The organism is Nosocomiicoccus massiliensis (genome assembly GCF_000438455.1).
In the GTDB taxonomy this organism is placed as follows: domain Bacteria; phylum Bacillota; class Bacilli; order Staphylococcales; family Salinicoccaceae; genus Nosocomiicoccus; species Nosocomiicoccus massiliensis.
In genome coordinates, this window is sequence record NZ_CAVG010000065.1 from 1 (window position 1) to 13,957 (window position 13,957).

At 36.2% G+C, this 13,957-nt stretch carries 12 protein-coding genes; 2 read left to right on the top strand and 10 right to left on the bottom strand.

What is annotated here, in order from left to right:
• Positions 1–40: 40 nt before the first annotated feature.
• The 10 genes from icd to TJ68_RS03315 form a co-directional block, all read right to left on the bottom strand.
• Positions 41–1,303: an NADP-dependent isocitrate dehydrogenase gene (icd, locus tag TJ68_RS03270; protein WP_040928717.1), complete on the bottom strand. Its 1,263-nt coding sequence runs from the start codon at positions 1,301–1,303 to the stop codon at positions 41–43.
• A 27-nt stretch (positions 1,304–1,330) separates the two neighbouring features.
• Positions 1,331–2,449, bottom strand: coding sequence for a citrate synthase (gene citZ / locus TJ68_RS03275; RefSeq protein WP_040928718.1), 1,119 nt, complete (start codon positions 2,447–2,449; stop codon positions 1,331–1,333).
• 246 nt (positions 2,450–2,695) lie between these two features.
• Complete coding sequence (locus TJ68_RS03280) at positions 2,696–3,376, bottom strand: hypothetical protein (protein ID WP_040928719.1); 681 nt, start codon at positions 3,374–3,376, stop codon at positions 2,696–2,698.
• 15 nt (positions 3,377–3,391) lie between these two features.
• Positions 3,392–5,152: a pyruvate kinase gene (pyk, locus tag TJ68_RS03285; RefSeq protein ID WP_040928720.1), complete on the bottom strand. Its 1,761-nt coding sequence runs from the start codon at positions 5,150–5,152 to the stop codon at positions 3,392–3,394.
• A gap of 9 nt (positions 5,153–5,161) precedes the next feature.
• Complete coding sequence (gene pfkA, locus TJ68_RS03290) at positions 5,162–6,121, bottom strand: 6-phosphofructokinase (RefSeq protein ID WP_040928721.1); 960 nt, start codon at positions 6,119–6,121, stop codon at positions 5,162–5,164.
• A 75-nt stretch (positions 6,122–6,196) separates the two neighbouring features.
• Positions 6,197–7,141: an acetyl-CoA carboxylase carboxyltransferase subunit alpha gene (locus TJ68_RS03295; protein ID WP_040928722.1), complete on the bottom strand. Its 945-nt coding sequence runs from the start codon at positions 7,139–7,141 to the stop codon at positions 6,197–6,199.
• A 10-nt stretch (positions 7,142–7,151) separates the two neighbouring features.
• Complete coding sequence (accD, locus tag TJ68_RS03300) at positions 7,152–7,994, bottom strand: acetyl-CoA carboxylase, carboxyltransferase subunit beta (RefSeq protein WP_040928723.1); 843 nt, start codon at positions 7,992–7,994, stop codon at positions 7,152–7,154.
• 20 nt (positions 7,995–8,014) lie between these two features.
• Positions 8,015–8,425 (bottom strand): FadR/GntR family transcriptional regulator, encoded by a 411-nt coding sequence (locus TJ68_RS03305; RefSeq protein WP_052327279.1) that lies wholly within the window; start codon positions 8,423–8,425, stop codon positions 8,015–8,017.
• Between the two features lie 65 nt (positions 8,426–8,490).
• Positions 8,491–11,634: a DNA polymerase III subunit alpha gene (locus TJ68_RS03310; protein WP_040928724.1), complete on the bottom strand. Its 3,144-nt coding sequence runs from the start codon at positions 11,632–11,634 to the stop codon at positions 8,491–8,493.
• Between the two features lie 18 nt (positions 11,635–11,652).
• A complete protein-coding gene (locus TJ68_RS03315) occupies positions 11,653–12,612 on the bottom strand; it encodes a DHH family phosphoesterase (RefSeq protein WP_040928725.1) in 960 nt (319 codons plus the stop codon).
• 72 nt (positions 12,613–12,684) lie between these two features.
• Between TJ68_RS03315 and TJ68_RS03320 the strand changes: the two genes are divergently transcribed.
• Entirely contained in the window at positions 12,685–13,023 is a 339-nt protein-coding gene (locus TJ68_RS03320) for a YtpI family protein (RefSeq protein WP_040928726.1), read from the top strand.
• Between the two features lie 113 nt (positions 13,024–13,136).
• Positions 13,137–13,823, top strand: a complete 687-nt coding sequence (locus TJ68_RS03325) for a phosphoribosylaminoimidazolesuccinocarboxamide synthase (RefSeq protein ID WP_040928727.1) — start codon at positions 13,137–13,139, stop codon at positions 13,821–13,823.
• The last annotated feature ends 134 nt before the right edge of the window (positions 13,824–13,957 follow it).

Below are 13,957 nucleotides of genomic sequence, written 5' to 3' on the forward strand. Positions count from 1 at the left end.
AAAAAAATAGAACCACATCAGTGGTTCTATAAAATCTCTATTACATGTTTTCTACTAATAAGTCACCGAACTCAGAAGTTTTCACTTCTGTAGCGTTGTCCATTTGTCTTGCGAAGTCGTATGTGACTGTCTTATTAGCAATTGTTGTTTCCATAGATTTGTTAATTAACTCAGCTGCTTCTTTCCAACCGAGGTGTTCTAACATAAGAACTGCAGATAAAATAACTGATGATGGGTTTACAACGTCTAAACCAGCATATTTAGGTGCTGTACCGTGAGTCGCTTCAAAGATCGCATGTCCTGTATCGTAGTTAATGTTCGCACCTGGAGCGATACCTACTCCACCAACTTGTGCTGCAAGCGCGTCAGAGATGTAGTCTCCGTTTAAGTTCATCGTTGCAACAACTGAGTGATCTAATGGATTTAATAGAATTTGTTGTAAGAAGATATCTGCGATTGAGTCTTGGATAATGACTTTACCTGCTTTAACCGCTTCATCTTGTGCTTTGTTTGCAGCTTCTTTACCTTCTTTTTCAACGATTCTATCGTATTCATCCCACGTGAATACTTTGTCACCATATTCTCTTTCAGCTAACTCGTAACCCCATTTTTTAAATCCACCTTCAGTGAATTTCATGATGTTACCTTTATGAACGAGTGTAACAGTCGGTTTGTTATGCTCTAGTGCATATTCAATTGCTGCTTTAATTAAGCGTTCAGAACCTTCTTTAGATACTGGTTTAACACCAATTCCAGATGTTTCTGGGAAACGAATGTTAGTCACGTTCATTTCATCTTGTAAGAAGTTGATAAGTTTTTTAGCATCATCGCTACCTGATTCAAACTCGATACCTGCGTAAATGTCTTCAGTGTTTTCACGGAAAATCGCCATATCTACGTCTTCAGGATTTTTAACTGGTGATGGTACACCGCTGTAATGTCTTACTGGACGTAAGCATACGTATAAATCAAGTTGTTGTCTTAACGCAACGTTTAATGAACGGATTCCTCCACCGATTGGTGTAGTAAGTGGTCCTTTAATTGCGATTAAGTACTCACTAATTTTGTCGAGTGTATCTTGTGGTAACCACTCGCCAGTTTTATCGAATGCTTTTTGTCCTGCATAAACTTCTAACCATTCAATTTTCTTTTCACCGTTGTACGCTTTTTCAACAGCGCTATCGATTACTTTTTTAGCTGCTGGCCAAATGTCTTTACCGATTCCATCTCCTTCAATAAAAGGAATAATTGGTGTGTTTGGTACGTTTAAAACGCCGTCTTTTAAAGTAATTTTCTCTGCCATTATATAATCTCCTTTATGTGTATAAAATTATCTACTTTCAATTGGTTCGTATTTTCTACTCGTATATCCAGTGTACTCTGCGCGTGGACGAATGAGTCGGTTATTTGCATATTGTTCTAACATATGTGCAAGCCAACCTGACGTACGGCTGACAGCGAATATTGGAGTAAATAAGTCATGTGAAATACCCATTGAGTGATACACTGATGCACTAAAGAAATCGACATTTGGTAATAACCCTTTTTCTTCTTCTACAATTTCAGCAATGCGTGTAGACATTTCGTATAATTCAGGCTCACCTGTCTCTTCAGTTAACTTACGAGACATTTCTTTTAAGTACTTTGCACGCGGATCTCCTTCTTTATACACGCGATGACCGATACCCATAACTTTCTCTTTGTTTTCAAGTTTTTTATGGATGTATTCGTCAACTTTATCTAAACTACCGATTTCAGTTAACATGTTCATCACTTGTTCGTTTGCTCCGCCGTGAAGTGGTCCTTTTAATGCTCCAATCGCAGCAACTGTTCCTGAATATAAGTCAGATAACGTCGCAACACATACGCGAGCAGTAAATGTCGATGCGTTAATTTCGTGATCAGCATGTAAAATAAGTGCCTTTTCCATCGCTTCGACTTGTACATCTGTCGGTTCCTCACCATATAACATATATAAGAAGTTTTTAGCAAAGCCGTATTCTTTTTTAGGTTTAACAACATCTAAACCTTTTCTAAAGCGGTCAAAGTTAGCAACAATCGCAGGAATCGCACCTTGAATACGGATTGATTTATTCATGTTAGCTTCTTCAGTTAAAATATCCGCTTCATCATCAAGCATACCTAGATATGAGATTGACGTTCTTAATGCAGCCATCGGCTGATTACCTGTTTTAGCGAAAATTTTAAACACTTCTTCGTCTTCATGAGCGAGTGACATATATTTAAATAAGTCCGCTTCAAATTGTTTTAACTCTTCTTCGTTTGGTAAGCAGTCGTTCCATAGTAAATAAACGACTTCTTCAAACGATGCATTTTCGGCTAAGTCATCAATTTCATAACCAGCATACGTTAGCTGAGTTCCGATAATTGAACTAATTCTTGACTCTCCAATTACTACACCTTCTAAACCAGCTTTCATTTCAGGCATAGAATTTAACCCCCCATATATCTTTAAACGATTTATTTAATTTCATTTATAGCAAACTTTGTATATAGGTGCTTACGTTTAATTCATACACTTATTTGTGAATTTTATATCAAAAACTATTGTGACGATTGATATAGGACGGTCTTAAAACTTAAAATCACTAATATTTTTAATCATAACTAAAAATTAAGTTTCTTATATTTTTTAATAAGTTTAATTTATAACTAAAAAAAGAGAGTAGATAAACTACTCTCCTTTAGGTACTTCTATTTGTTCAACTTCTCCAATGTTTTCAAATGTTGCGAAGCCTTTAATATCATAATTTTCTTTATCATCTCTTAAAGTGCCTTCGACATCTGCACGCACGACCTTATAGTCAGCATTCACTTGAAGTGTTAAAGATAAATTTTCAACATCATAATCTTGTAAATTAGATGCAAGTTCATTACTAAATATAGATAAATCTTCAATTGTCAGTAAATCGTAAGTAATGACGTAAACATCTTTATCTGTCTTAAGATCGCCTTTTGGTAATTCTTTAAGTTTTTCAACAAGCTCACTATACGTTAACGGATTTAGTTCAATGTCACTCGTTTCAAATTCACCATTTGTTAAGACATTCTTTTCACCATTTACATCATATAATGTAAACACCGAGTCAGACGTATCAACTTCAAACTTTACATTTTCATCGTTATCAATAGTAACTATAAAGTTTAATTCGTCTTCATCATTCATCGTAAGCGTCCCACGCTCTTCATAAGAAATCACATCTTGGTTGTTCGCGACAACTTCGTCGATTAACGATTCTGACGTCATAGATTTATCTTGTTTAACTTCTTTTACTTCTTCTTCACCATCATTACTATTACTACATGCACTTAATAGTAAAGTTGCTGAAAAAATGCTTATGACAAGCTTTTTCATTCGGATCCTCCTTAATTACAGTACGTCTGCATGTCCACTATAAACGACATGCTGTTCACTGTCGACAGTAACTTTCATGCCTGGTTTTAATATTTCAAACGCATCTGTTGCCCCAACGATTGTCGGTAACTCTAAATTTAAACCGACGATTGCTCCAGGACTTGTTAAACCACCTTCAACAGTAATTAACCCTGCCGCTTTAACTAAGTGAGGTGTCATTATACCATCAACTTTTTCTAGTAAAACGATTTTTCCTGTCGTATCAATTTTAGCAAGTTCATCATATGATTTCGCCATAACTACTTCACCGTAGCCTGTTAATTTTCCTATTCCTTGAGCGGTGATTAACGTATCTCCAACGACGTGTAACTTCATTAAGTTTGTCGTTCCAGCTTGTCCAGTCGGCACACCGGCTGTGATAATAATTAAATCACCTTCATTAGCGTATCCTTTTTCAACGACAGATTGCACTGAACCGTTTAATACTTCATCTGTATTACTTAATTTTGTAGCAACAATCGGTTGAACACCCCAAACGAGTCCAAGTTGTCTAGCGACGTGGTCATACGGAGTGACTGCGATAATATCACACTGTGGACGATATTTAGAAATCATTTTTGCAGTATGTCCAGATTCAGTTGCCGCAACAATTGCACGGCAGTTTAAGTTTAACGCAGTATGTGCTGCGGAAACTCCAATTGCTGTCGTAACTGTAGTATCTTGGACTTTCGTACGATCTGATAATAGCTTCTTATAGTCTTGTGCTGCTTCACTTGACTTCGCAATGTTTGCCATCGTCGTTACAGCTTCTACTGGATATTCACCAGCTGCTGTTTCTCCTGATAACATGACTGCGTCACTTCCATCGTAAATTGCGTTCGCAACGTCACTCGCTTCTGCACGTGTACAGCGTGGATTATGTTGCATTGAATCTAACATTTGTGTTGCTGTAATGACTGGTTTCCCTGCAAAGTTACATTTTTTAATAAGCTCTTTTTGAGCAAGTGGTACAGCTTCTGTCGGAATTTCAACACCTAGATCTCCACGAGCAACCATTAAACCGTCTGATACGAGTAATATATCATCGATATTATCAATACCTTCTTGGTTTTCAATTTTAGGTATGATTTTAATGTAGCTACCGTTATTACCTTCGAGCAGTTCACGAATTTTTAATACGTCATCTTTTTTACGGATAAATGACGGTGCGATGAAATCTACTTCGTTTTCAATACCAAATAAAATGTCACTTTCATCTTTTTCAGTCATCGACGGTAAGTTCACTTTAACTTGAGGAACGTTTACACCTTTTTTATTTTTTACTTCACCTTCATTTAGAACTGTCGTATGAATAACTTCGTTATCATAATCAAGCGCATCGATTTTTAACGTAATAATTCCGTCATCGATTAAAATCTCGTCTCCTACTTTTACATCGTGAATCAGACCATTATAAGAAATCGATATTTTTTCAGAATCACCAAGCACTTCATTCATATGAACGGCAAGCTTTTGATTTTTAACAAGATGAACAACATCGTCTTTCATATTGTGCGTTCTAATCTCAGGACCTTTTGTATCGAGTAGAATACCGATATGTTTTTCAAGCTTTTTTGAAACTTTTCGAATCCTCTTAATACGATTTAAATGCTCTTCATGGTCTCCGTGTGAAAAGTTCAGTCTCGCGATGTTCATACCAGCGCGCATTAATTTTTCTAATGTTTCTTCACTTTCTGATGCTGGCCCAATCGTACAAATTATTTTAGTTCTACGCATAATATCCTCCTAAATAGATAGCTCATTAATTATATCAATGAGTGATATATCAATTTTCTTTTCATGATTTAAAACCGTGTCGTAATCGACATGTTTTATTGAATTCTGTGTTAAGTACACCATTTGTCCAGATTGTCCTTCTAGTAATAAATTGACAGCTTCATATCCGAATCGAGAAGCAAGTATACGGTCTTTTGAAGACGGTCGTCCCCCTCTTTGAATGTGTCCAAGGACACTAATTCGTGAATCTATATTTAATTGTTCACTTAATAGTTTACTACATTTTTCTGCAGACATAACCCCTTCTGCAACGATTATTATCGAATGTGTTTTCCCACGTTCAATCCCTCGTTTAATTTTTGTAGCAACGTCGTTAATATTATATGGTACTTCTGGTATTAAAACCGACTCTGCACCACTTGCGATGCCGCTATATAATGCGAGCATTCCACTATCTCTACCCATAACTTCAATAATAAATGTACGTTCGTGGCTCGTTGCTGTATCTCTTATTCTATCGACGGCTTCAACGACTGTGTTTAATGCTGAATCAAATCCAATGGAGCTTTCAGTAAATGGAATGTCGTTATCAATTGTTGCTGGAATCGATATTGATTTAATTCCGTGTTTTTCAAGTGCATACGCACCTCTAAACGTCCCGTCTCCTCCGATAACAACGAGTCCTTCTATTTCAAATTCTTTTAAAATTTTAACTGCAATTTGCTGTATTTCTTCATCTTTAAATTCGTTACAGCGAGCAGAATATAATGCCGTTCCACCACGCTGAATAATATCACCGACGTCGGATAATTCCATGCGTTTAATGTCTCCACGGAGCAAACCTAAAAAGCCGTGGGAGATTCCAAACACTTCTAAACCTCTATTAATACTCGTACGTACGACAGCTCGAACTGCTGCGTTCATACCAGGTGCATCTCCACCACTAGTTAATACTGCGATACGTTTCACAATAACACGCTTCTTTCTATTTATAAAAATAACTCTCTTACTAAGTATTTTACTTAAAAGAGAGTTAAATTTGTATTAATTATCTTCAACTTTAAAATCACCGATCGCCATATACTTTTCAAATCGTACATCTAGACGTGATGAATCGTCGATTTCACTTAATTGTTCAAGACCATTTATAATCGCTTCTTTTGTTTGTTTATATACGAACGATTTGTCGACGTGTGCGCCACCTTCAGGTTCTTCAATTACAAAATCAGCAACACCTAACTCGTAAAGATCTGCAGCTGTTAACTTTAATGATTTTGCTGCAACTTCTTTTAACGATGCATCTTTAAATAAAATACTCGCAGCACCTTCAGGAGAAATTACTGAATACGTACTGTTTTCTAACATATAAAGATGATCGCATACACCAATTCCAAGTGCTCCACCAGATCCACCTTCACCGATAACAATAGAAATGATCGGAACGTTAAACCCAGCCATCTTTACGAGGTTTTTAGCAATCGCTTCACTTTGTCCGCGTTCTTCTGCTTCTTTACCTGGATACGCACCTTTCGTATCGATAAACGTGACGATTGGACGTTTAAACTTTTCGGCTTGCTCCATTAACCTGAGTGCTTTACGGTAACCTTCGGGATGTGGCATGCCGAAGTTGCGTTTAATATTTTCCCTTGTCGACATCCCGCGTTGGTGACCGATAACAGTCACTGGTGTGCCGTTAATACTTGCGACACCACCGATAATTGCACGGTCATCTCCATACGCACGGTCTCCAGCAAACTCGATAAATTCATCGCAAATTGCTTCGATGTATTCTAACGTCGTTGGACGCTCTAACTTTCTAGCAAGCTCTACTTGTTGCCACGGAGTTAGTGTGCGTGTCATCATCTTAATTTTATCGTTTAGTGCATCGATTTCTTTTGATAAATCGATATTGTTTTTTTCTTCATAACCTTTTAACTCTTCGATTCTGTCTTTTAAATCTTGTACAGTATCTCTTCTCGTTTCAGACATACACTCACCCCTAACTATGCAACCTTAATATTTGAGCTAATACAGATCTCATTTCCGTTCGGTCTACGACTTTGTCGAGTTGACCGTGTTCGATTAAAAACTCTGCCGTTTGGAAATCTTTCGGCAATTTTTCTTTGATCGTTTCTTCAATTACTCGGCGTCCAGCAAATCCAATTAACGCACCGCTTTCCGCTAAGTTAATATCACCGACGGATGCAAAAGACGCACTGACTCCACCCGTTGTCGGATGCGTCATATATGCGACATATAATAGTCCGTGGCTAGAATGGCGCTCTATCGCTACAGATACTTTTGCCATCTGCATTAACGATAAAATACCTTCTTGCATTCTCGCTCCACCACTTGCTGTGAACACGATAACGGGTAAACGATGGTCCGTTGCATAGTTAAATGCTTGCGCAAGCATTTCACCAACCGCACTTCCCATACTACCCATACGGACGCGTGTATCCATCACAGCGATCACGACTTCGTGTCCGTCAATTTCACCATGTGCAACACGAAGCGCTTCATTGAGTCCCGTTCGACGTTTATCGTTTTCTAATTTTGACACGTAGTTCGGGAAGTTTAATGGGTTTTTCGATGTAATATTTGTGAATAATAACTTTTTACTATTTTTATCGAATAATGCGTCGAGACGCTCGTCACTAGTGATTGGGAAATGATACTCACATTTTGGACACACGTGGACATTACTCACTAACTCTTTTGTATAGAGTAAGCTTTTACATTGTGGACATTTTGTCATTACTGGTTCTGAATCTTTATATGTCCCTTTTTTGGTCGGTTCGTTTACTTTTTTGTTAAGTTTATAAAATAAGTCTTTTAACATAATTTCCCCTCGACATTTTGTTAATCTGTATATTTTTTAATGATCGTATAAATTGTAGATAATATTAAATTATCCGATTCTTCAACAGTTTTTTTGCCGTCATATTTTTCAGCAATATATCGCTCGAATAATTCATTGATTTCTCTTAGCTCATCACGTTGTGCATCGGTTTTAATTAAAAATCGTCCGATGATATCAAATAATCGATGTTCTTTAAAATCAGCGAGATATGTACCTTCTCCAATTTTCACATGAACGACACCTAACATTTCTAACGCTCTTAAAGCTTCACGTACACTTTGACGTGAAACGTTTAGTTCTTCTTTTAAATATCGTTCACTTGGAAGTCGGTCTCCAGGTTGAATATTGGACTCACGGATAATTTTTTCTAATTCAGTTAAAATATATTCAAATCTAGTTTTCTGGTTCATTTTATACCTGCCATTTCAGTGGTCGTACCACTGATAATAACATGATTTAAAATTTCAAGCAATTTTCATTTCATAAAACGTACATTTTCTTTTCCTAACAGATTAATAAGTCGATTTAAATTGTTGTGTTGCATATATCCAAGTTTCGTTTGCTCCATATCAAAAATTGGAATGCCCTCCGCCGATAACAGCTTTTTAAATTGAGTATTTTCGTAATTTCTTACATAGACATACTTCGTATCTTTAATGTAATTTCTTATAAAATCATCCACTATATATATCCTAGAGATGATTAATTGTTTTTTACCTCTATACTCATCCATTTTGCCGTCGATTACGAGTATATCTTGTTGAAGTTTTGATAAGTTGATCATATAGTCTTTCGGGAAAAGTACCGCATCCATTTCCGTATGCCCGTCTGTGATTGATACGTAAGCCATGTCGTCATTCTTCTTCGTTCGTATTTGTCTCACATTAAGTATAGAGACGAGAAAAATACCCCGTTGTTTATTAGACTTATGATCGAGTAATGAAAACGGAATATATTGAACATCATTATGTTTTGTAATAATTGGATGCTCTGAAATATTAAATCCAAGCACTTCGATTTCTCCATCGATGAGTTCTTGTTGGGCCATTTCTTCGACGTCTTCATCCTCAGGGCGAATTATTGTTAAACCGAGCACCATGTCGAGTAAATTAATTTGGTCTACGCCATCTTTAATGGAATCTAATGCTTTTTTAGATTGTTGTAATAACGACTTTCTCGAGCGATTAAAGTCATCGAACGCACCTGAAAGAATTAAAGCGCGAAGTTGTCTTTCGTTTAATCTTATACCTAACTGATTCATGCGTGATACGAAATCGTACACGTCTTCAAATGGTTTCTCTTTTCTTGCTTCAACAATTCCATTTGAGATATCTTTCGTTATATATTTGATCATCGAAAATCCGAGACGTAATCCGTCTTTGCTCGTGTTGTTATAAAACGACTCATGAATACTCGGTCGTTTAATTTGAACCTTTAATCGTTTTAACTCACGTAACGTATTTGCAAGTTTTTCTTCTTTCGTCTTATGGTCGAGCAGCATGACCGCATAAAACTCTTCAGGGAAATGTGCTTTTATATACGCCATTCTGTACGTAATTAACGCATAGACGAGCGCGTGACTTTTTGGAAAACCGTAATCTGCGAATTTTAAAATTAAATCAAATAAGTGTTCACTCACTTCACGGCTATAGTGATTCCGTTCAGCACCATCGATGAACTTACTTTTTTCACGCATTAACTCGTCGCGGTTCTTTTTTGCCATCGCACGTCGTGTAATATCCGCTTCTTGCAAACTAAACCCTGCAATTTTTCGAGTCGTCTGCATAATTTGCTCCTGAAATATCATGACTCCGTACGTATCTTTTAAAATTTCTTTTAAATCATCATGCGGATAAACGACCTTTTTTGAAGAATGTTTAATGTCGATGATATGGTCGATTTGTTCCATCGGACCTGGTCTGTACATCGCAAGAACGAGCGCAAGATCGAGTAAACTATTTGGTTTGTAACGCTCGATTACTTTCGTAATTCCATCAGATTCTAATTGGAATATACCAGCAGTCATTCCAGCAGATAATAGTCGAAATGTTTTTTTATCGTCTAAAGGTATTTTATTTACGTCAAAATCGTGATTACGTGTTTTGATACGGGTACTCATATAGCGAATTAACGATAGAGTCTGTAAACTTAAGACGTCGATTTTTAAAAGCCCGACCTTTTCACAGTCTTCCATCGGCCACTGACTTATGACACCTGTTTCATTAAACATGATTGGTATTTCTTCGTTTAAAGGATTTCTACCAAGCAGTACCCCACTTGCGTGAATTGAAGTGTTTCGTGGTAAGTTTTCTATTTTTAATGCATATTTCTTTAACAGCTTATATTTAACATTTGTTTCAATTAAGTTGTTAAACCTTTCAGAGTTAAACGCTTGTTCTAGGTCAACATTATTTTCATCAATAATGTTTGATATTTCTTTTAGTTCACTGTCATTAAAGCTAAATATACGGCCCACTTCACGCGCAGCACTTTTAGCTGTCATATTGTTATAAGTTAAAATGTTTGCAATGTGCATTTCTCCGTATTTTTGCTGTAAATACTCGATTACTTTCGGACGATCGACAGATGCAAAGTCGATATCGATATCTGGCATCGTGACACGCTCTTCGTTTAAAAATCGTTCAAATAGTAAATCGTACTCAATCGGATCAATGTCAGTAATATCAAGTAAATACGCGACTAAACTCGCCCCAGATGATCCACGACCCGGACCGACATAAATTTCATTATTTTTACAATATCTGACGAGATCTGAAACGATTAAAAAATAATCCGCGAATCCCATGTTGACGATTGTTTTATATTCTTTATTTAATCGGTCACGGTAGGCGTCTGTCATATGACCAATTTTACGTTTTATAGCATCTTTTAATTCATCTTTTAATAACTCTTCACTTGAACCTTCTGTAAACTTCGGTAGTGTATATTCCACTTTTGGCATATAGACGTCACATTTATCGGCGATTTCTTTATTTATTTCTAAGTAATCACTATATTTAGCGACATCCGCTTGTAGTTTAATAAAGTCGTCACCGTCTGATTCGTTTAAATACTGTAAGTCTATTTTTTCGTTTTCTTTAATGGCATTTAATACATTAACGACTGCAGCATCACTTTTTTTATAGTAATAGCTCGGACGAATGTAGGCTTTTTTATACGCACTATTAACAGTATGGGCAGTATATTTATCCTCGTCAGAAATATTTATATTCTCAAAGATGTTGAGCCCTTCATCATTTTTAAGAACCGCAATGCAGTCCGTAATATCATTTAAAAATGATTTTGGTATCCCTTCAGCTTTTTTATAACTAATTCTAGAAGATAGTTTTGATAGAAAATAAAATCCTTTTAAACTTTTTGCATACAATACAATGTCGCTCGTCTTAAAATCATCTTCTATACTAATCTCAAGGCCAACGATTGGTTTTATATCATTGTGCTGTGCTTTTTGTAAAAACTCATATGCACCGTGCATACTATTGAAGTCCGTAATCGCAACAGAACGCTGGTCGTCTTCTTTTAAAATATTTATAAGGCGATCAATTTGAATATTACTATTTAAAAATTCATAGCTACTATGCACATTTAAATTGATCATTCGTATTCACTCCGCCTCTTATAATTTTTCTTCTAACTTTTCAATTAACAGCTGTAAATCTTCTTTTCTTCTAAAACGAACGCCACTTGCGTGTGGGTGTCCGCCACCACCAAAATGCTGTGCAACGTCGTTAATCGGCACTTCTTTTGATCGTAGACGTACTCGGATATCATTTTCTGTTTCAAGTGCCATAAACCAAACTTTAACTTCTTCAATTTCTCTAAATACATTCACTTGTAACGCAGCATTCGCCTCATCTATCCCGTACTTTTCACGGTCTTCAATCGACACAAAGACACTGAGCACACCTTTATCTGTTAAATTAAAGTTGCTGATTAAAAACCCGGTGAATTTAAAGTCTTCCAGCGATCTTTTATACAGTTCTAATAATAGACTATTCGTATCTAAATCCCCTTTAGAAATGTCGCTCATAACGTCATAAGTCGTTTCATGTGAATTATATAAAAATCGACCAGTGTCTCCGACAATTCCTAAATACGCGAGTGACTTAACGTCTTCATTAATAGCGTCACTATCAAATAACGATAAAAACATATATAACAGTTCACACGTTGAAGACACAGATGTTTCTACGATATTAATATCTCCGTATCGCTCAACATTTGGATGGTGATCAATTTTAATAACGTACTGACCATTTCTATAATCTCCATCGTAGTCGATTCTTTCGACATTTGCCGTATCTAAAATAATAACGAGATCTTCGTTAGTAATTTCACCATCGTCAAGTTTACCCATAAATTCTAAGTTTTCTTCAGTACTTCCGAGAGCACGTACTTTTTTCTCTGGAAACTTATTGAGTAAAAACTTTTTTAAAGCAAGTTGAGATCCTAAAGCGTCTGGATCTGGACGGATATGACGTAAAATGACAATCGAATCTGCGGACTCAATTTTTTGAAACGCTTCATTTTTATATTGATTTAGTGATGATAATTGGTTTAAAAATTTGTTAAACATTTAAAAACACCTCAGTAATAGTTGTGATATTCCCTTTAAGCAATTATACTACAGTAGAATGGAGTTGTAATAATGAGCACTGGTTTTCAATTGTTAATTACTACATTAGTCACAGCGCTAATCGTAAGTTTCTTAATGTTCTTCATCTACAAAGTACGTCAAATTCGTACGAAACGTGACGTGAGAAAAGCTTACTATAACGCGATGGCTAGATTATGGTTTGGCGTGTTTTTAATCATCTTCGGTACAAACTCAATCGTTCAGTTTAATACGCTTGTGACATATATAATCGGTGGTATTTTTATCGTTTTAGGAATTATTAACGTGACACACTTTAACAAAGCACGTAAATACTTTAAATCAAACTTACCGATTGAAGATGAAGCATACGACAAACTCAATAAACAATAAGGTTATGTAGGAACCATCTAACAAAAAAGTTAGGTGGTTTTTTAAATTTTAAAATGACAATAGCGTTATTTTTTTATATGATTAATATATCACTGATTTGTAAGGAGTTTGTTATGGAACGTATTTATACTGGTAAAACGAAAGATGTATTTAAAGATACGAACGGAGATATCGTCCTCTATTTTAAAGATGATATGACAGGTAAAGACGGAGTGTTTGATCCAGGTGAAAACCAAGTCGGTCTTACTGTAGAAGGTTCAGGTCGTGCTGGATTAGAAATGACATCTCACTTCTTTAACATTTTAGAAGATAAAAAAATCCCAACACACTACATTTCAAGCGACTTAGACAAAAAAGAAATGCGCGTTAAAGAAATCGAAAACTTCGGAGATGGATTAGAAGTCATCTGTCGATATGTTGCGGTTGGTAGTTACTACAGACGCTATGGTAAATACATTGAAAACGGCACAGTATTAAAATCACCTGTCGTAGAATTTACGTTAAAAGACGATGAGCGACAAGATCCAGTCGCATCAAAAGAAACACTCGATATATTAGGACTCCTCACAAACGAAGAGTACGACGAAATCGAATCACTCACGATTCAAATATGTGACATCATTAAAGACGAACTTCTCAAAAAAGAATTAGAACTTTACGACATTAAACTCGAATTCGGTAGAGATAAAGAAACAGGCGACATCTTATTAATCGACGAAATCTCTGGTGGAAACATGCGCGTTTATAAAGGCGACGAAAACATCCACCCACTCGATATCGGTAAAATTTTATTTAACTAAATTAAATCACAATAAAAACACCCCTAACCCGCGACTTGAACTGACGTGTCGCCTCGGTTATGGGGTATTTTATCTTGTTTAGAAGAAAGTTCGTTGTTGGTGTGGTTTGGATGACAAACTCGGGTGTGGATGAG

Coding starts and splice junctions, on each gene's coding strand:
- TJ68_RS03295 (WP_040928722.1), bottom strand. CDS start 7,141: ATGTCTGAAACGAGAAGAGATACTGTACAAGATTTAAAAGACAGAATC.
- pyk (WP_040928720.1), bottom strand. CDS start 5,152: ATGCGTAGAACTAAAATAATTTGTACGATTGGGCCAGCATCAGAAAGT.
- TJ68_RS03305 (WP_052327279.1), bottom strand. CDS start 8,425: ATGAACCAGAAAACTAGATTTGAATATATTTTAACTGAATTAGAAAAA.
- TJ68_RS03325 (WP_040928727.1), top strand. CDS start 13,137: ATGGAACGTATTTATACTGGTAAAACGAAAGATGTATTTAAAGATACG.
- accD (WP_040928723.1), bottom strand. CDS start 7,994: ATGTTAAAAGACTTATTTTATAAACTTAACAAAAAAGTAAACGAACCG.
- icd (WP_040928717.1), bottom strand. CDS start 1,303: ATGGCAGAGAAAATTACTTTAAAAGACGGCGTTTTAAACGTACCAAAC.
- TJ68_RS03315 (WP_040928725.1), bottom strand. CDS start 12,612: ATGTTTAACAAATTTTTAAACCAATTATCATCACTAAATCAATATAAA.
- citZ (WP_040928718.1), bottom strand. CDS start 2,449: ATGCCTGAAATGAAAGCTGGTTTAGAAGGTGTAGTAATTGGAGAGTCA.
- TJ68_RS03320 (WP_040928726.1), top strand. CDS start 12,685: ATGAGCACTGGTTTTCAATTGTTAATTACTACATTAGTCACAGCGCTA.
- TJ68_RS03280 (WP_040928719.1), bottom strand. CDS start 3,376: ATGAAAAAGCTTGTCATAAGCATTTTTTCAGCAACTTTACTATTAAGT.
- TJ68_RS03310 (WP_040928724.1), bottom strand. CDS start 11,634: ATGATCAATTTAAATGTGCATAGTAGCTATGAATTTTTAAATAGTAAT.